The following is an 18,537-nucleotide window of genomic DNA, read 5'->3' as shown; positions in this document are numbered from 1 at the left end:
GTTAGCCAGAGGCTGGCAGGGCCGTTATGATGGCCGCAGATTCGAGTTGTTGCGGGGTCCGGCGATGCGCCGTTTTGGTATAGTTGTTCTCTTGCTCCTGCTCGCGGGGGCGGCGTTTGGCTGGTACACGCTGCGCAAGCCGCCCAAGCCCATGGACATGTCCGAACCGGTGCGCATCCATCAGGGCGTCGTGATCGGCGGGGTGGACCGCGACAATCCCGATGTGATTGTTTTCAACGGCATTCCTTATGGCACCGCCAAGCGCTGGAGCCCGCCGGCCGCGCCGCCGCAATGGGGCGCGATTTCGCGCGATACACGCGAGTATGGTCCCGAATGCCTGCAGAGCCGGGGGCGATCCGGCGCGTTTATAGATGCGATCCTGGAAGGCGTGGGGCTGTCGGGCTTCGAGCGGATGATGGCGCGCACGGCGATCTCCTTGCAGAAGCCGCCGCCGGAAGCGGAAGACTGCCTGTCGCTGAATATCCGCACGGCCAATCTGGGGGGGCGCGAGCTTCAGCCCGTCATGGTCTGGATACATGGCGGCTCTCACCAGTTCGGATCGGGGTCGCAATCGATCTATCAGGCCAATGGGCTGGTGGAAAAAGGCGCAGTTCTGGTTACCATCAACTACCGGCTTGGCGCGTTCGGCTATCTCGCCCATCCCGCATTGAGCGAAGAAGCCGGCACATCCGGGAACTATGGCCTGCTGGACCAGGTATCGGCGCTGAACTGGGTGCGCGAGAATATTGCGGTCTTCGGCGGCGATCCGAACAATGTGACGGTATTTGGCGAAAGCGCGGGCGCCCAATCGGTGACCGAGCTGATGGCGAGCCCGCTGTCAGACGGGTTGTTCCACAAGGCCATCCTGCAAAGCGGGGCGAGCACCTATAACGCGCTGCATCTCAAACGCTCGGCCATACCCGGTGTGAAAAGTGCGGAAGATGCAGGGACCGAATTTCTCTCCGGCCTCGTGCCTGATGATGCGAGGGCGGACGACCTGCGCACTATTCCGGCGGCGGAGATAATCGCCCGGTCTGAAGCGCGGCGCGATCTGGCGCCCTATTTCCTGCCGGTTGTGGATGGCAAGGTGCTGCCCCGGCCGATTGGCGCCGCGTTCCGCGATGGACAGACGCCGCGCGTGCCGCTGCTTGCGGGGTTCAACGCGGATGAGGGATCGCTGTTTTATGACGAGATTTATTCGCCCACGGTTCTGAGGCCCCAGATTTCCGGCACGCTGGAGGAGCGCGAAGCGGCATTGGCCGCCGTATTTGGCCAGAACCCGGCCAAAGCGCTGCAGGCCCTTTACGGCATGAATACGCTGGAGAGCTGGGACGAAGGCGCGGTGGACATGCTGGGCGATGACATGTTCGGCGTACACATGCGCTATGTGGGCCGGCGCAATGTGGAAGGCGGGGAGCCGACCTACCTCTATCACTTCACCCGCGTTTCGCCTTCGCCGCGCCAGACGATTGGCGCCTTCCATGCCTCAGAAATCCCGTTCGTGTTCAACAGCCACCTGCCCGGCCTGAAGGTTACGGACGGAGACCTGGCGCTGACCGAAGCGATGATGACCTACTGGACCAATTTTGCGCGGACCGGTGATCCCAATGGCACCGGGGTGCCTGAATGGCCCGCTTATTCGCTGGAGCGGGATGTTTGGCTGGACCTCAACCACTCCATCCGGGTGATCGATGGTTTGCGGGCGCGCAGGCTGGATATTCTGGAAGAGACGCTGCTGAACCGGATCGAGCAGATGGCCGGCGCGCCGCCTGTGCCGGACCTGCCCGAACCCGTGGCGCCTGACGCTGAACCTGCGGGCCTGGAAGAGACTGCACCCGCAGTAATAGCGCCCCGCCAGCCCGCTGCAGCGGCGCCCGTGAAGACGGCGCCGGTGCCGGCACCTGCGCCCGCGCCGCGGACTGAGCCGAAGGAAGTGTTGCCCGAACCGATATTGCGGCCGCTCTACCCGCCTGCGGAAACAGCGCCGGCGGAGGTGCCAGCGGAAGATGATGCGAACCTGCCAGCGCCCGAGCCAGCTACCGAACCTGTTGCCGAACCGTTGCCGCAGCCTGCCTCAGACGGTCAGTAAGCTCTCGCAGATGGCGGTGAGCCCCGCCTGGTCAACCGCGTCGAAGGCATCGAACTGCGTCGAGTCCACGTCCAGTACGGCGGCAAGGCTGCCATCTGCGCGGAATACCGGCAGGACGATTTCGGAATTTGAAGCAGAGTCGCAGGCGATGTGGCCGGGGAACTCATGGACATCGGGGACGATGACCGGTGCCTGGGTCGCCGCAACATGGCCGCAGACCCCCTTGCCGAACGGAATACGCAGGCAGCCGAGGGTGCCCTGGTACGGGCCGACGACAAGCTCCTGCGGTTTCAGGGGGTCCACCAGATAGAACCCGGTCCAGAAGAAGCGCGGCTTGAAGGCCTGGGCCAGCAGGCAGGCCGCCGAGGCGTAGCGCGCCGTGTCGGAGGTCTCCCCGGCGACGACGCTGTCGATTTCTTCCTTGAGCTGGCGATAGGCTTCAGCCTTGTCCATTCGGGCACCCTCTGATCGGTTTCGAGGGCCTTAGATATGTATTGCGGGGCGCTTGTCCAATCATTCCGCCGCCATCAGCTGGGCGAGCGCTGCAGACGTCTCCGGAGAGTTGAGCAGGGCCTGGGCGTCCAGATTGGTCCGCAGGCGGTCTGGCTGCGTGGTCGAGAAGAGGACGATGCCGCCAGGGTTCTGCTGAATGGCGTGTGCGAGAAATGCCTGGGCGATGGTGGCGGGATCACCCGCTTCCCGGCCGAGCGCCGAGGACCAGCTGTCCCTCAACTGGTCATCTGTTTTCAGTTGCACGACCCGATCCCGAAACCTTTGCCCCAGGCAGGAATGGGTCGCGATGAGGGGGGGCGTGTCAGCGCCCGCGGGTGGGAAAGCGCTCCGCAGCGCGGCGTCAAACTGGGCCACATCGCCATAGGGCGCGCAGCTGGCTGCAATGGAGAGCATATCTTCGGCGCGCGGGGCAACGCCGTAAGCGCGCGCTTTGCCCTGGCGGACCATCTGATCGAGAAACTCCAGGACTTCCGTGCGCTGCACATCTTCGAGCGTACACTCATGCAGGAGGAGCAGGTCGACATGATCGGTGCGGAGCTGTTTCAGGCTGGTTTCGAAGCTCTCCTGCATCCGGGCAGGATCAAAGACGCCAAATTGGGGATATTGAACCGGTGGCTCGGGGATCAGGGGCCGGAGCATGGGAAGACGCCGCAGGGTCGCGGCGGCCTTGGCTTTCACGCGCGTCGCCAGATCTCGCGCTGACGGCAAAATGCCGACCTTGGTGGCAAGGATCACCTCATCGCGCATGTGGGAAAACGCCTCTCCCAGCATGCCCTCGCAGCGCCCTTCGCCATATAGCCGGGCCGTATCAAAATATGTCACCCCTTCATCCTGCGCCTGGCGCAGGACGCGAACCGCAGACGCTTTGTCCTTGACGGAATGCAGGAGGCCGGTTCCAAAACCCAGCGGGCCGGATGATTTGGACAACAGCCGCGTAACGGCATCTGAGGGGAGCTGCGTGTTCTTTACCATACCGATCTGTCAATTATTGGGGGTAATCGCCGTTCACGATCCCTCCCAGGCATCCAACATGCATAAATCGTGCAAAGCTGTAACCGCAAAGAGGGCGGTACATATATGACCAGGCAGCATGACGCGATCGTGGTGGGCGCCGGGGCCTCGGGCGGGCTCGCGGCAGCGCTGTTGTGCGAACGCGGAATGTCGGTCCTTCTGCTGGACGCGGGCAGCAGCTATCCGTTCTGGAAAAAGCCCCTCAGCAAAACCGTATCGGCCGCCATCGGTGCCGTCTCGGACCCGCGCCTGGCGAATGTTCTGCATCCGCGGCTGATCAATGCGGGGACGAAAGTGCTGCGCGGCGTCGGGCGCATCCGCCAGCCGGTGCAGACCGAATGCTTCGCCTGGGTCCAGAAGCCCGGCATTTTTGTGGATGACCGCGATCACCCCTACGAGACGCCCGCCGACAAGCCGTTTACCTGGATACGCTCACATGGGGTCGGCGGCCGCATGGTGGTGCCGGGACATGGCCGCCAGTATTACCGTTTCGGGGCGACAGACATTGGCCCGAAAGACGGCGCGCCGAGCCCCTGGCCATTCGGCATTGATGAGTTGGAGCCCTGGTATGAGCAGGTCGAGCGCCGTCTTGACCTGACAGGCGCGCAGGAGGGTATCGACTACATACCTGACAGCGTGGTGGCCCGGCCGATTTCGCCGAATGCGTCGGAATCGGTGCTGCTGGAAACCATTCACGCCGAATGGCCGCAGGCGTCCACGATGCTGAGCCGGTACGCGCCACCTGTGGATTTTGCCGGGATGGCGAAAGCGACCGGGCGCCTGACTTTGCGCACGAACGCGCTGGTGCAACGCATTCTGGCCGGCCCTGACGGGCGGGCACGCGGCGCCGAATGGCTGGACCCGATCACGGGCGAGCGGGAGACCGCCGAGGCGCCTGTGGTGTTCCTGTGCGCATCGGCGCTGGAATCGACCCGCATCCTGCTCAATTCCAGTACAGCGTCTGGGCCTCTGGGAGACCAGTTGCCCGCCTTGGGGCGCTATCTGACCGACCATGTGATGGTGAAGGCTGAAGGTATCCGCGCCGCCCTGCCCGCATCGGCGCAGGCCGAAGCCGGACGCTGTGTGTACCTGCCACGGTTTGATTTGCGCGATGGCGGCGATGCTCACACCCGCGGGATGGGCATTCAGCTTTATCCGACGGTAAACCCGGCCGGCGCGTGGATCACGGCGGTGGCTTTTGGCGAATCTGCCCCGACCGCCGAAAACCGCGTATCCCTTTCAAGCGACAAGACCGACAAATGGGGCGCGCCTGCCCTGCGCATCGAGATGCAGTGGAGCGACGCGGACCGGACGCTGGCCGCCTCCATGTCACGCGCGCTGGATGACCTGTTTGCAGCGCTCGGGGCAAAAGTTCTGGTGCGACCGGAGGGGCCGGCGCGCCCTGGAACATCCGTCCATGAATGCGGCGGCGCGCGGCTGGGCACGGACGCGACGACATCGGTTCTGACGCCGCACAATGAATGCTGGGCCATGCCGGGGCTTTACGTCACCGATGGCGCGGCGCTGCCCTCTCAGGGCATCCAGAACCCGACGCTTACCATCATGGCATTGACGGCGCGGGCCTGCGCGCATGTCACCGGTTCGGGTGCGTCACGCGGGATATAACCGCATGCCCCCGGATCGGGGGCTGGCGCGCTGGCTGCAAACCGCCTTCTCTCTGCCCGGAAACGGCCAGCCTTGCCGGATAGGCCCGTTGAACCAACTGGGATGGAAAGAGACATTGAAGCCACCGGTAAGCTCTGAAATAGTTGCCGAAACGACATCCGGGGCATGTCGGCAGGAGGGTTGTTGAGTGGCGCCACTCGTCAGGTCCAGCGCAGTTGCACTGGCCGCATGTGCCTTCCTGTGTGTGGGAGCGCTGGCGCATGCGCAGAACACCCCGCCATTTGAGGCGCCGGAACCTGACTACACCTACGATCCCGCGCCTGAATTCTACGACGATGCCGAGTTTGACGAGACCTTCTCCGGGGGCGGGCTGGAGACCGACACTGGCCTCGTGGAAGAGGCGCATGAGGCTTATCTGCGAGACAATGACCTGCAACTGACCCGTCCGGAGCAGGAAGACATTGAAATAGAACCGACAGAACCGCCAGACTGGTTGCAGGCGTTTGCCCGGTTCATTGAATCGCTAGCGCCCGTCTTCAAGATCATTTTCTGGGCTGGCGTGGTGCTCGTCGTGGCAGGCCTCGTTTATTTCCTGTTCGGCGAAGCCATCCGGATGCGCCTCGGTTTCTCGCGCAAACCCAAGGATAAGCCCACAGATGATGTGTTGACCGACATCCGGCCCGACGCGGACCGTGCCCGCTCCCTGCTGGAGGAAGCCGACGCGCTGGCACGGGAGGGGCGGTTTGCAGAGGCGGTTCACCTGCTGCTGTTCCGGTCTATTGAAGACGTTCAGGAGCGGCTGGATGGCGGCGTGCCCACCTCGCTGACCGCGCGGGAGATTGCCGGGCTTGGCAGCCTGCCTGACCGCGCCCGGCGGGCGCTGAGGCCTATCATTCAGATCGTTGAGAGCAGCTTCTTCGGCGGGCGGGATGTCGATGCTGACGGCTGGCAGAGCGCGCGGCGCAGCTATGAAGACTTCGCCTTCGGGGAGGGCTGGGCATGAGTGGGGCAAGCGACTCCCCCTTTTCGGCCCGCGCGGTGGCCATCATGGTGGCAATCGCCGTGATCTCGTTTGGCGGCGTGATGGTGCTGGCGGGCTGGGCGCCCGAGCTGCGCCAGCGCGATCAGGCGGGCGATCATCCCTACTCCACATCTGCGCTGGGATATAACGGCTTTGTGCGCCTGATGGAGGCGCAGGGTTATCCCGTCAGCGTCTCCCGGCTGGAGCGCAGCCTTGAGACGCGGGATTGGGGACTGATGATCCTCACCCTGCCAGCCTATGGCAATCTCGATATTCTGGAGGAAACAAGCTTCCAGCTACCCGCGCTCGTTGTCCTGCCCAAATGGTATGGCAGCCCCGATGCGCTGAACCGGACACGGCAGATCGACACGCGGTTCCTTGATGCGCGCAACCTGAACGACCGCTTGCGGGAGGTTTATCCGGACGCGGAAGTGGCACGCGTCAGTGTTTCCCTGGAGCTGGAGGGTGATTTCGAGCCCGGCGCCGTAAAGCCGGATGTGCGTCTGCAGCTGATCCGGTCCGACATTCTTGAAACCGTCATCGGGAACGAACAAGGCGCGCTGGTGTCCTATGATCCCGGCCGGGGGATCTATATCCTCAGCGATCCGGACATGATCAACACATTCGGCCTGGCCCGGCTGGAGAACGCCATCTTTGCCACGCGGCTGGTCAACTATTTGCGCACGTCGGACGCCGAACCGATCCTGATGGACGCGACGCTGCATGGTTTTGAACGCTCGGAAAACCTGCTCAAGATGCTGTTCAGCGTTCCCTATATCGGGGCGACGCTGGTGGCGCTGGCGAGCGCGCTGTTGCTGGGCTGGGCCGCGCTCATCCGGTTTGGCCCGCCAGCCCGGGAGACGCGCGCCATTGCGCTTGGCAAACAGGCACTGGCCGACAACTCAGCCGGCCTGGTGACCATGGCGCGCCGTGAGATGCGGATGGCGCCGGGCTATGCGAGCCTGATCCGCCGCCGTCTGGCGCGGGCGCTCGGCTTGCCGCGAACGCTGCCGGATAGTCAGCTGACGGAAATGTTTGACCGGATGGGACCTGCCGAAAGCGGCGGAAAATCCTTCTCGGAACTCGAAACCGCCCTCAAGGGGCAAGCCGCCAACCGGGACGATCTCGTGCACAAGGCACGCGACCTCTACCATTGGCGCAAGGCAATCATCAGGAGAACGATGCATGAGCGTGGCTGAAATCCGGAACCTGGCGGACCGCATCCGCACCGAAGTGCGAAAGGCCATCATCGGCCAGGACGCGAGCGTTGACCTGCTGCTGGTGGCGTTGTTTTCCTCCGGACATGTCCTGCTTGAAGGGCCACCGGGAACCGCCAAGACGTTGCTGGCGCAGTGTTTCTCGCGCGCCATCTCCCTACAGTTCGGGCGTATCCAGTTTACACCGGACCTGATGCCGGGCGACGTTCTGGGCACGAACCTCTTCAATTTCCAAACCAACCAGTTCAGCCTGACCAAAGGCCCGATCTTCACCGACATCCTGCTGGCCGACGAGATCAACCGCACGCCGCCCAAGACGCAGGCCGCACTGCTGGAAGCGATGCAGGAGCGCAAGGTGACGATTGACGGGGAAAGCTATCCTCTGAACCCGCGCTTCACGGTAATCGCGACGCAGAACCCGATTGAGCAGCAGGGCACCTATCCCCTGCCTGAGGCGCAGCTTGACCGTTTCCTGTTCAAGCACACGCTGGAATATCCCACCCGCGAAGAGGAAATCCGCATCGTGGCGCAGCATGGCACCCGCACCGGCATGAAGACGGCCGAAGCATTCGGCGTGCAGCCGGTCCTGGGCGCGGCCGAACTCGACGCCGCCGTGGAGGCTGTTTCGCAGGTGCGCCTCAATGACGAGATCATTTCCTACATCGTGGATATTGTGCGCACGACGCGGGAGACGCCCGCGCTGGAAACCGGGGCAAGCCCGCGGGCAGCCGCGGCGCTGGCCATGGGATCGCGCGCCCGGGCCGCCCTGGATGGGCGCGATTTTGTGATCCCGGATGACGTAAAGACACTGGCCCTGCCCGCGCTGCGCCACCGCGTGATCCTTTCGCCCGCCGCTGATATTGAGGGCCGCACCACCGACGAGACGCTAGCCGGCATCATCGAGCAGACGGCGGCGCCCCGGTGATTTCACCGACGCCCCGCGCGATCTTCCTTATGCTGATGGGCATGCCGTTGCTCATCGCCATTGCTCTGTTTGCGCCGCAGCTCTGGGTGCTCTCGGCGGGATGGATCGCGGGCGTGTGCGGCATTGTGTTGATGGACGGGCTGATGGGCGCTCAGATCCGGGCGTATGAGCCGGAGGTGGATATACCGCCTCTGCTTTATGTGGGTGAGGACGATCCACTGCCGATCCGCCTGCGCTTTGCGAAGGGCCCCCTGCCTGCGCGGATAGAGATACAGCTGGAAACCAATGAATTCATTCCCCAGCCAGAGCCGCAGGGGTTGCGCGGATGGGAAGCGCGGGAGCGGCATTACGAACTGAGGGTGGCGCCTGCGCGGCGCGGCATGGCGCGCATCGTGCGCCTGTGGAGCCGCTGGCGCGGGCCGATGGGGCTGGTGCAGAAGCGGCATGTGCAGGAGATTGGCGTGGACGTACCGGTCACGCCCAATGTCCGCTGGGTGCGGGACGAAGCCATCCGGCTGTTCTCGCGCGACGCTGAATTCGGCATCAAGACACAGATCGAGCGCGGCGATGGCAGCGAGTTTGACGCGCTGCGCGAATTTACCGCCGGTATGGACCGGCGCGCGATTGACTGGAAACATTCTGCCCGCCACCGCCATCTGCTGGCCAAGGAATTCAAGACCGAGCGCAATCATAATATCGTCTTCGCTTTCGACACCGGGCGCCTGATGAGCGAGCCGCTGTGCGGGGTGGCCAAGATTGACCGCGCGGTGACGGCCGGACTGCTGCTGGCCTATGTCTCGCTGCGCGCGGGCGACCGGACGATGTTCTACGGCTTTGCCTCAAAGCCTGGTGTCACCAGCGGCTTCCTCACTGGAACGAGCAGCTTCCCCAAAGCGCAAGCCACCGTGGCGGAGATGGACTATTCCGATGAGGAGGCAAACTTCACCCTGGCGCTGACCAATCTGGCCGGGCGGCTGGAGCGGCGCAGCCTGGTGATCATCTTCTCCGACTTTGTCGACACGATCTCCGCCGAACTGATGCTGGAAAATGTAAAGCGGTTGACCGACCGCCACCTTGTCCTCTTCGCAACCTTCGAAGATGAAGCGCTGAGTACGATGGCCGATGCCCCGCCGGAGAAGGCCGAAGACGTGGCGCGCGCGGTGATCGCCGATACGCTGCTGTCCGAGCGCGACCTGGTGTTCCGCCGGCTGCAACGGATGGGGGTCCAGATCATTGAGAGCCGGCCCGAACATTTCGGCGCGGAGCTTGTTTCCCGTTACCTTCAGATCAAACAGAGGGACATGCTGTGAGCGGCGACCTTCTCAAATCCTACCGCTTCCGCGAGGAACGCCAGGCCGACTGGCAGAAGCTGGACCTGATCCTGACGCGGGCAGAAAATGGCGGCGTGAAAAGTCTGAGCGATGAGCAGATGCTGGCGCTGCCCCGGCTTTATCGGCAGGCCGTCTCTTCCCTCTCCGTGGCCCGCTCGATCTCGCTCGACCAGAACGTGATTGCGTATCTCGAGAGCCTGTGCACGCGCGCCTATTTCTTTGTTTATGGCGCCCGCACGACGATCGGCGAGCGGATGATGACCTTCCTGCGCAAGGACTGGCCCGCTGCCGTGCGCGGGGCGGTGTGGCCAACACTTTTGTCTGCCCTGTTCTTCTTCGGCGGATGGGGCCTCGCCTTCTTTCTGTGCCTGCAGGATATGGACTGGTACTGGACCTTCCACGGACAAAGCTTTTTTGAAGGGCGCAATCCGGAAGCCACGGTCGAGTATCTGCGAAGTACGATCTACACGGATGGGCATGGCGACGGGCAATTGACGGCCTTTTCCAGCTTCCTGTTCAACAACAACGCCCAGATCGCGCTGTTCGCGTTTGCGCTCGGCTTTGCGTTCGGTATCCCGACCGCCTGGCTGCTTGTATATAACGGGGTGATGATCGGCTCGATGTATGCCGTCTTCTGGGACAAGGGGCTGGGTTATGAGTTTACCGGCTGGCTGATGATCCATGGTGTCACAGAGATATTCGCCATTGTGCTGGCCGGCGCGGCGGGTTTCATCATTGGCGGCGCTGTGGCCTTTCCGGGCGCACAAACACGGCTCGCCTCGGCACGCTCGGCCGGGCAGAAAGCGGCCACCATCGCGATGGGCTGCATTATCATGCTCATTATTGCCGCCATACTTGAGGGCTTCGGCCGGCAGTTGATCAATTCGGATCTGGTCCGCTACGTGATTGCCGGCACGACCGGCGTTCTCTGGATGGTGTACTTTTACATGTCCCGGCAGGAACGCAGCGTATGACCAGACCCGCCGCGCCCCTGCCCACCAAAGCCAAACGCCTGCCCGTCAGCCTTGAGGCGGCGACGCAGCGGCGCGCGCGTATGGCAGAAGAGATACGCCAGTCAAAACTCATCCGGCGCCTGATCACACCCGAGGGCGCAGCGATCCGGCTGAAGCTTGCGACAGCGGCTGAGCGCGCGGGCGCCTTCCTCATCGACATTGCCATTCAGTGGGCCATTGTCATTGCAACACTGTTTGGCCTCAACTTTGCGATGTCCGGCTTCGGTGAGGGAAGCGCCAACATTGCCTTTGCCTTCTGGCTGGTCTTCTTCTTTTTCGTCCGCAACTTCTATTACATCTTCTTCGAGATCGGGCAGCGGGCCGCCACACCGGGCAAGCGCGCGCTGGGTCTGCGGGTTGCTGCGCGCGATGGCGGCCGGTTGACGGCCAATTCCGTGCTCGCCCGCAATTTCATTCGCGAAATCGAGGTCGGCCTGCCCTTCCAGTTTGCCATGATGGGCGGAGACGGAGCCAGCGGCTGGATGGCGCTGCTTGGCATTCTCTGGTCCAGCGTGTTCCTGCTGTTCCCGATCTTCAACAAGGACAAGATGCGCGTGGGCGACCTGATTGCGGGGACCTGGGTTATCCGCACGCCCAAAACCAAACTGATGCATGACATCACGTCTGCGCCCGGCAATCAGGAAACATCCTCCCGCTTCAACTTCACCACGGCGCAGGCCGATGCCTATGGCATCCATGAGCTGCATGTTCTGGAGGATGTGCTGCGTCAGTCCACACCGGACATCAAACAGCAGGTGGCGGCCCGCATCCGGTCAAAGATCGGCTGGACCCGGCAGCCAGGGGAAACCGACCTGGCCTTTCTTGAAGGCTATTACGCAGCGCTCCGCCGCCGGCTGGAGCAGCGGATGTTGCTGGGCGACCGGAAGGCCGACAAGTTCGACGTCAGGTAAGTCCGAGCCCCGCCGTCTCGCGGGCAGGTTTGCGTGCCTCTTCGGGAACTTCCGGCAGGATGGGCATCCTCAGAAGGTGTTTTGCCATGCGCAGGACAACTTTCCCTGAAACAGCCGGCGGCTGCATCAGCGCGCGCATCATGAGTGCCGGATTTTTCGTCCGGACACCATCAATCATGGTGCGCCAGGCATAGTCTGTGGCCGTGTGGTGAAGGTGCTCCCCGATTGCGGCGCGCTCACCCCGCGACAAGCCTGGCTGTTTGAGGAATTCTCGGTCAGCCAGCACCAGCTTTTCGATGGCCGAAGTCGGATATGCCTTGGAGAGAGATTCCGGCATGCTGACAGCGATGTACCCACACGGATCAATGATCTCCCAGCGCGCGCCGAGGGTGAGCGAGCGGGCGTAGAATTCGTAATCCTCGGCCAGGCGCATATCTTCTCTGAAGAAGAGGTTCTTTTCCCGCAGGAACGCAGTGCGCATCAATGGCTTCAGGTATCCGATTTCCCGGCGCGGACCGGAATATTTCGCCAGATTCTCTTGCACAAACCGCGCCAGCCCCATCGGGACGGACCCGATAAGCTCATCTTTCCATACGCGGATGCCTTCGGCTGGAGCCTGTCCCGGTTCGACCCGGATCACATCATCCGCGACGAAGTCGAGCGCGCGGCCCTCGGCATGCGCCACCATCGCACGCAGCCGGTCTGGCAGCAGGTAGTCATCCGCATCCAGATTTGCGACCCAATCCGTTTTTACCAAACGCAGGGCCGAATTGCGCGCCGCTGATGGCCCGCCATTTTGAGGCTGACGCACGGCCGTGAGGCGAGGTTCGGTGGTCGCGATAGCCTGCAACAGCGCAAAACTGCCATCGCTCGAACAATCATCCACAACGATCACCTGAGCAGGGATCGTCTGATCAAGCGCGCTGCGCACCGCCGTCTCGATAAAGCCTTCTGCATTGTAGCAGGGAATGATGACGGTTACTTTTTCCACGAATTCAGTTCCTCAGCCCCCATACGATTTCCATCGCACTGTCAGCCCTGGAGGCTGTCTTCCTTGTGCTGCGCCCAGTCTTTCTGGTGCCAGGCCAGCGCCGAGGTGATGATGTTATCGACATCGGAACGTTTTGCCGTCCAGCCAAGCACATCCTTCGCCCTGCCCGGCGCCGCAATCAGACGGGCGGCGTCGCCAGGGCGGCGCGGTCCGATCTTGCGGGGCAAGCGCCGGCCCGTTGCGCGCTCAACGGCGTCGACGATCTCCGCCACGCTGGTGCCCCGGCCGGTGCCGAGATTGAACGCATTTGACGGCGCGCCCTGTTCGAGCGCGTTCAAGGCAAGGAGGTGTGCCTCGGCCAGGTCCTCGACATGGATATAGTCTCGCAGGGCCGTGCCATCGGGCGTATCGAAATCCGTACCGGTGATGGTGAAGGAATAGCCTGGATCATACGCCCCCTTGAGGGCCAAGGGGATCAGGTGCGTTTCGCAGGCATGGCGTTCACCTGTGAGGGCCTGGCGGTCGGCCCCGGCTGCATTGAAATACCGCAGGCAGGCAGAGCGAATACCATGGGCATGATCGAAGCCGGCGAGCATTTGCTCCACCATCAGCTTCGACATGCCATAGGGGTTGATCGGGTTCTTCGGATGGTCCTCGGCGAGAAACTCCGTCTGCGCATGACCGAAAATCGCGCAGGTCGACGAGAAGATGATCGCGCGCGTGTTGTGGCGCTGCATGGCATCGAGCACGTTGAGCGTCGTGAAGGTGTTGTTGCGATAGTATTTGCCCGGTTCCGTGACCGACTCTCCGACCAGCGTGGACGCCGCGAAGTGCGCAACGGCATCCGGCTTGATTGCGCTGAAAGCCGCCTCGATGTCACCGGGGCTGTTGAGATCGCCTTCGATCAGCTTGCCCCAGCGCACCAGGTCCCGCCAGCCGGTGGAGAGGTTGTCAAAAACCGTGACATCCCAGCCTGCTTCGGAAAACGCCCGGCAGCAATGACTGCCCACATAGCCCGCACCGCCCAATACAAGCACTTTTCCCGGCATTTCTGGCCCCTCAACTCAAATGAACTGTGCCCCTGCATAACAGAGGCAACGGTACGCACCAGATACATGCAAGAAACTAACCGCGCGTCAGCGCCGGCGAGCGGAATTCTTCAGCCGAAGACCAGGACGAATGCCCAGATGATCGCGCCCCACAGGCCAGCGCTCAGACCAACAATGGTCAGCAAACGCAGCCACACGGGCAGCTTTTCTCCACTGAATTCGTTCATCAGAGAACGATCACTTTCGAGTACTCCCGTAACGGGGTCTGAGAAGGCGCCTGTTTTCATTGGCATCATTTGGCTCGAACGCGACATGACTTCATTTAAAGCGGTGAAGACTTAACAGCGATTTAAAGTCGCGCAGCATTCTCCCGTATGAAGGAGAATGTCTGTCGAATAAGGCACAAATACCGCCTAAAATTGGCGACTAGCTGAATAAAGTATGAAGAATTATTTACCTGCTTGAGCCGCCAGGGACCGAACTCTCTGCTTTATCAGCATATTTCGGAGAAACACGTTGGAAGGCTTCTCAAACAACCGGAACAGCAGCAGCGATGCAATTACCGTCAGCGCGGTCACGACGACCGATGAGATGGCGATTGAAAGGACTGTGACGCCCAGAACCGGCAGAACGAGCTTGACTACCAGCTGAATGATATACGGGTGCACGAGGTAGAGAGAGTAGGATGCGTCCCCTGTCTCCTTCACGAATTGCCAGATAGCCCCCTCTGGCAACCGCACCGTCAACAGCCCCAAAAGCAGAAGCATCGAGGGGAGGCCATAGGCAAACTCGCGCGGGATCGGCAGCTGCAGGAAATTTTGCAAAACCAGCAACGCCGCCCCTACCGGCCAAAGCCAGGTCAGTCTGTTGGTGAGTGCCGGCGCGTTGTACCAAATCAAATAAGCGACGCACCCCCAGACAAAGTTGAGCATCACGCCAGACGTGTAGAACCGTCCAATGTCCGACTCCGGTCTGAAAATCACACCCAGCAGCACCAGTCCGATTATGGCTGACATGCAAATCCAGATCCGGTAGCGGCCGGAATAAATGGACAGTGCAAAGATGAGATAGAAGAACATCTCATAGTTCAGCGTCCACCCCAGATAAAGGATCGGCTGAAGCAAGCCATTCTCCTTTTGATAGGGGATGAAGGCCAGGGATTTCATCAGGTTACCCCAGTCTGCCGTCGTTGAATTCAACAACGAGGGCGCCACCAGGGCAACTGCGAAGACGCCCAGCGTCAGCAACCAGTATAAAGGCACAATCCGGCAAAGCCGTTTGAGAAAAAAGTCACCGGCGGAGGTTTCGTTCTGAGAGGCAAAGCAAATGATAAAACCGCTGACGACGAAAAATATGTCGACCCCGAAGGCCCCTAAGGGAAAAGGGTTATTATCGAAAATTCCGAAATCGTTCTGCAGCGCGCCGAAATAGTGAAAGACGAACACGAACAACGCAGCCACAGCCCGCAGGATCTGAAGAGAGTCAATTTGACGGCTGGGCGTCGCAGAAGGGGTAGCGTGTAAAGACATGTCTCTGGGGTCTATCCGGCCAACTATCGTTTCTTCTCATGCAATATTCGCTCCAGAATAACTTCTGCGACTTGCTGTTGCGTAGCGATCCCAGGATGCCAATCGCAGCCATAGCGGCCTTCCTCTTTCTGCGACGCGGAAAGAAGAATGTGCGTCACAGAGGCTCCCTTTGAGTGCTGCCTTTCGGCAACTCTGGAAACGGCACTGTCGAAGTTTTCCCGATCGTCACCGCTCAACATGGGGCCGGATAAAACCAGGATCGATACATCCGGATATCTGCGACGCAGGTCGTCCAGCAGCAGATCATATGTGTTCTCAAACAGGATACCGGGATCGTGTGCGTAAAAATCGTTCGTCCCCAGATGAATAATTGCAAGATCGAGGTCTACGGGAAATTCCGTCTGATCAAGTAACTCCAATGCGGTTACCCCTCCAGACCCGTTGAAATTCCTGACAAGCCCCATTCCGGATCTGGCCCGCAGGTGAAGTTCAGCGCCCAAACTGCGTGTGAATATTGCCGGATACGCCCGACCGGGATCATCAAATTCAGCGGCCCCGGAACAATATGGCCCCTCGCCAAGGACCCCGTAGCCCAATGATATGGAGTCTCCGATTACCATGACCTGGCCGACGGTCACTGCGCCGGCCTCCGCTGATGTGTCAGCCTGGGGGCCAGCGGCCCCCGCATTGAAGCACCCTGCGGAGGCAACCAAAGCCAAGGCCAATGCCAAAATCCGCACTTGCGAAAACATCACGCGATTTTCTCTCTGATTTTGGCACGCCCTACGAGCTTGGGATCGTGCAGCCGGAACGGCGCGATGCCAGCCAGCGTCTGTATGGCCAAAGAGGTCGTGAACGTGCCCCAAAGATAGGATTCCGTGAAGCCCATTGTCAGATTTACAGCAAGAATAATCAGCAACGCCGAGTTCAAAAGAGAGCCGTCGACGAACCATAGATGAACCATGCGGATACTTGTCCACATGATGAACCAGATAAACAACAACAACCCTATCAGGCCAAGGTGCACGCGCACGTCCCAGAAAGAGTTGTGAAAGCCCAACTTTGTGCCGATAGGCTTGAAGTTGTTTTCATTCAGCGTCTGAGCCAATCCGGTATCTGCCTGCCAGAAGCCCTCGAGGCCAACCCCAAGCCAAGGGTGCTCATCTGAAACCATGCGCGCCCCATCCCAAAGCTCCGTACGCCCCGTAAGTGTTGCGTCCTTACCTACGAGAGACAGGAATTTCGCCATAAACTGATTGTCTGGCATGTTGAGTATGATCAAACTGGCCGCAAGCAATGCCGCCACCAGGAGCAGAAGCGTGAGCGTCGGCAGGCTTTTCACTTTGGTGACGGGCATCCAGAACAGTTTTATACCGATGAGCGCAGCGCCACCGACAATCGCAAAAACGAGTGTGGTTGCAGATTCACCTAAATACTGAAAGTAAAAACATACCGGAACAAAAGGCAAAGCAAGAATACGGATGAATGGCGACTCATCTTGGTTCAGAACTGCAATCAAACACAAAATAAAACAGAACAACATCTGGATCGCAAAGAGGTTTTTGCTTCCGTAGAGTCCACCGAAGTTAAAGAACGCCATATAGGGCACTGAGCATACCGTCGCGATCATGCCTGCAAACATCACGGTCCGAAGAAACTGTTGGGGTGTGAGGCGGCCCGCGATGACCAAGGACACAATCGGCGTCAGCAAAAGCAATATGCCTGCTCTCAAGGCTTCAGACGGATAGTTTGACCAGCCTACGGACCATAGTCCGAATATCGGCAACGCAAATAGCGGCCAGGACTTCGCCATCAATGGAAGCAGCTTTTGATTGTCATGAACGATCAGCGCTACAAAGCCGAGGATGCAAAGATACCGCAGCGGTGAAAACATATCGAGCGGCAGGTAGATAATGAACATCCAGAGCGTGACGAACGCCATCTCAAGCGGGCCGGCCCCCTTGTCGACGGAGTATACGTTCACATACGCGGGCTCGATGGTCGCGCTTTTGCGGGATTGTGCGTAATCAGACACAGGAAACCTCCGCGATCCGGCAATTCTCGCGCGCGCGTCTGATTACCATAACGGGCAATACTGGACAGATCATGAAGCCACCCTGGGTTTCACGATAGATTCAATGATCTGACGCAGGAATCCCACCGGCTGTACGAAGGTTTCTTCCGGAAGGGCTTCAAGCGCCCTGCCATTAGCCGCGATGGGCGAGGCGTCCCGCAGCAGGCGCTCGATCAGGTCCGGAAGCGTCTGCTCCAGTGGCTCGCCGGGTAGGAAGCCACATTCATGCCGGGCGATCCAGCGCGCGGTTTCCGTGCCAGCCGGCGCGATGGGGGGAACACAGTAATACCCGCCTTCGTAGATACGGTTTGGCAGAAGCCAGGTGGAGTTGAGGCCAGCCTCCATGAAATCCCCCGACCAGACAACATCCAGACCGGCATAGATTTCCGGCAGGTCTTCAGGCGACCTGTACCGTCCGTGATACGACATGTTATTCCGGGCAGCGATCTTGCTTTCAAAGTCGGGGATTTCAGTGAGCGCAGGAACGCCGTGCAGCTTCACTTCGATCCGAGGCCCAAACTGATCTGCCAGTGCGCACAGAAGATCCAGCGAGCGGCGGCACCGCAGATTGCCCACCCAGCCAAGGCGAATATGTCCGTCCACCTGCCCCTTTGCGGGAGATTGCCGGGCGCCATAATCGAATTGCCCTGCCAGGCGGTTCTCAACGAGGTAGGCGTTGGCCACGCCGGGATAGTACCGCTCGAAATGCTGGCTGAGAAACGCGGGCGACGAGACAACCAGCGCTTTTGATCGTTTAAGCAACCAGCCCTCAAGCGCGCGCAATCCCTTGCCGATAATGTCCGTCCGGCACAGCAAGCGGTGAATGTCGAGGCACTCGTAGATGACCGGCGTTGCCAGCTTTGCATGGCGTTTGGCCAGGAAGGCGCAGGCCAGCATGTCCAGGTTTCGCGCGTAGATGACATCCGCCGAGCGGAGCCGGTCACCGGACGCTGCCGCTATGCGGGCACCGCGGAAAACCTGACGTATGCGCTGCAGGAAGGCGCCGTCCTGTGTCTGGCCGAGATCGACATTTTCCCACTCCTGAGCGAGCGGCTCACGCCGGCGCATCATGAAGCCGGTAACCTGAAACCCGTCGCCCTGGAAACTGCGCACGCGTCGCCGCACAGCCGCATCTGCCGCGTCATGACCGAAGAAGGCAATTCGCGTCATTTCCATTCCCTGTGGACCGGGCCGGCAGAGCCTGCGCGTCCCCTACTCCTGGTGACCTGCACCCGTA

General features: G+C 60.9%; 17 protein-coding genes. 8 read left to right on the top strand and 9 right to left on the bottom strand.

Annotated features, from left to right (window positions below; genetic code table 11):
• Window positions 1-64 precede the first annotated feature (64 nt).
• Window positions 65-2,089 carry a carboxylesterase/lipase family protein gene (locus HNE_RS06005; RefSeq protein WP_035590545.1) on the top strand — a complete coding sequence of 675 codons (2,025 nt, stop codon included), beginning with the start codon at window positions 65-67 and terminating at the stop codon, window positions 2,087-2,089.
• Here the strand turns inward: HNE_RS06005 and HNE_RS06000 are convergent.
• Together HNE_RS06000 and HNE_RS05995 are read right to left on the bottom strand one after the other, a co-directional pair.
• On the bottom strand, window positions 2,075-2,542 hold the full coding sequence (locus tag HNE_RS06000; protein ID WP_011646228.1) for a GAF domain-containing protein: 468 nt from the start codon (window positions 2,540-2,542) through the stop codon (window positions 2,075-2,077). The two genes, HNE_RS06005 and HNE_RS06000, sit on opposite strands and share 15 nt — an antisense overlap.
• A gap of 60 nt (window positions 2,543-2,602) precedes the next feature.
• Window positions 2,603-3,574: an aldo/keto reductase gene (locus HNE_RS05995; RefSeq protein ID WP_035590547.1), complete on the bottom strand. Its 972-nt coding sequence runs from the start codon at window positions 3,572-3,574 to the stop codon at window positions 2,603-2,605.
• A gap of 105 nt (window positions 3,575-3,679) precedes the next feature.
• Between HNE_RS05995 and HNE_RS05990 the strand changes: the two genes are divergently transcribed.
• The 7 genes from HNE_RS05990 to HNE_RS05960 all read left to right on the top strand — a co-directional run bounded on the left by HNE_RS05990 (window position 3,680) and on the right by HNE_RS05960 (window position 11,657).
• On the top strand, window positions 3,680-5,239 hold the full coding sequence (locus tag HNE_RS05990; protein WP_011646226.1) for a GMC oxidoreductase: 1,560 nt from the start codon (window positions 3,680-3,682) through the stop codon (window positions 5,237-5,239).
• Between the two features lie 187 nt (window positions 5,240-5,426).
• Window positions 5,427-6,242, top strand: coding sequence for a DUF4129 domain-containing protein (locus HNE_RS05985; RefSeq protein ID WP_049755036.1), 816 nt, complete (start codon window positions 5,427-5,429; stop codon window positions 6,240-6,242).
• On the top strand, window positions 6,239-7,459 hold the full coding sequence (locus tag HNE_RS05980; protein WP_011646224.1) for a DUF4350 domain-containing protein: 1,221 nt from the start codon (window positions 6,239-6,241) through the stop codon (window positions 7,457-7,459). The genes HNE_RS05985 and HNE_RS05980 overlap by 4 nt, the downstream gene beginning before the upstream one ends.
• Window positions 7,446-8,402, top strand: coding sequence for an AAA family ATPase (locus tag HNE_RS05975; RefSeq protein WP_011646223.1), 957 nt, complete (start codon window positions 7,446-7,448; stop codon window positions 8,400-8,402). The genes HNE_RS05980 and HNE_RS05975 overlap by 14 nt, the downstream gene beginning before the upstream one ends.
• Entirely contained in the window at window positions 8,399-9,712 is a 1,314-nt protein-coding gene (locus tag HNE_RS05970) for a DUF58 domain-containing protein (RefSeq protein WP_011646222.1), read from the top strand. The genes HNE_RS05975 and HNE_RS05970 overlap by 4 nt, the downstream gene beginning before the upstream one ends.
• Window positions 9,709-10,707 carry a stage II sporulation protein M gene (locus HNE_RS05965; protein ID WP_011646221.1) on the top strand — a complete coding sequence of 333 codons (999 nt, stop codon included), beginning with the start codon at window positions 9,709-9,711 and terminating at the stop codon, window positions 10,705-10,707. Before HNE_RS05970 ends, HNE_RS05965 begins: the two co-directional genes overlap by 4 nt.
• Window positions 10,704-11,657, top strand: a complete 954-nt coding sequence (locus tag HNE_RS05960) for an RDD family protein (RefSeq protein WP_198022831.1) — start codon at window positions 10,704-10,706, stop codon at window positions 11,655-11,657. The genes HNE_RS05965 and HNE_RS05960 overlap by 4 nt, the downstream gene beginning before the upstream one ends.
• Here the strand turns inward: HNE_RS05960 and HNE_RS05955 are convergent.
• The 7 genes from HNE_RS05955 to HNE_RS05925 form a co-directional block, all read right to left on the bottom strand.
• Complete coding sequence (locus HNE_RS05955) at window positions 11,650-12,648, bottom strand: glycosyltransferase family 2 protein (protein ID WP_011646219.1); 999 nt, start codon at window positions 12,646-12,648, stop codon at window positions 11,650-11,652. The two genes, HNE_RS05960 and HNE_RS05955, sit on opposite strands and share 8 nt — an antisense overlap.
• Before the next feature lie 41 nt (window positions 12,649-12,689).
• The gene (gene galE / locus HNE_RS05950; RefSeq protein ID WP_011646218.1) at window positions 12,690-13,697 is read right to left on the bottom strand and encodes a UDP-glucose 4-epimerase GalE; all 1,008 of its coding nucleotides are present in this window, start codon (window positions 13,695-13,697) and stop codon (window positions 12,690-12,692) included.
• Window positions 13,698-13,807: 110 nt separating this feature from the next.
• A complete protein-coding gene (locus HNE_RS18905) occupies window positions 13,808-14,011 on the bottom strand; it encodes a hypothetical protein (RefSeq protein WP_011646217.1) in 204 nt (67 codons plus the stop codon).
• A 135-nt stretch (window positions 14,012-14,146) separates the two neighbouring features.
• Complete coding sequence (locus tag HNE_RS17835) at window positions 14,147-15,226, bottom strand: acyltransferase family protein (protein WP_011646216.1); 1,080 nt, start codon at window positions 15,224-15,226, stop codon at window positions 14,147-14,149.
• Window positions 15,227-15,249: 23 nt separating this feature from the next.
• Window positions 15,250-15,978, bottom strand: a complete 729-nt coding sequence (locus HNE_RS05935) for an SGNH/GDSL hydrolase family protein (protein WP_011646215.1) — start codon at window positions 15,976-15,978, stop codon at window positions 15,250-15,252.
• Complete coding sequence (locus HNE_RS05930) at window positions 15,978-17,261, bottom strand: O-antigen ligase family protein (protein ID WP_035590553.1); 1,284 nt, start codon at window positions 17,259-17,261, stop codon at window positions 15,978-15,980. Before HNE_RS05930 ends, HNE_RS05935 begins: the two co-directional genes overlap by 1 nt.
• A gap of 69 nt (window positions 17,262-17,330) precedes the next feature.
• Entirely contained in the window at window positions 17,331-18,470 is a 1,140-nt protein-coding gene (locus HNE_RS05925) for a putative glycosyltransferase (RefSeq protein WP_011646213.1), read from the bottom strand.
• Window positions 18,471-18,537: the final 67 nt, after the last annotated feature.

The sequence above is a fragment of the Hyphomonas neptunium ATCC 15444 genome (assembly GCF_000013025.1).
Classification (GTDB): Bacteria; Pseudomonadota; Alphaproteobacteria; order Caulobacterales; family Hyphomonadaceae; genus Hyphomonas; species Hyphomonas neptunia.
The sequence above is the reverse complement of the archived record's forward strand: the minus strand, read 5'-3'. Positions and strand labels throughout refer to the sequence as shown.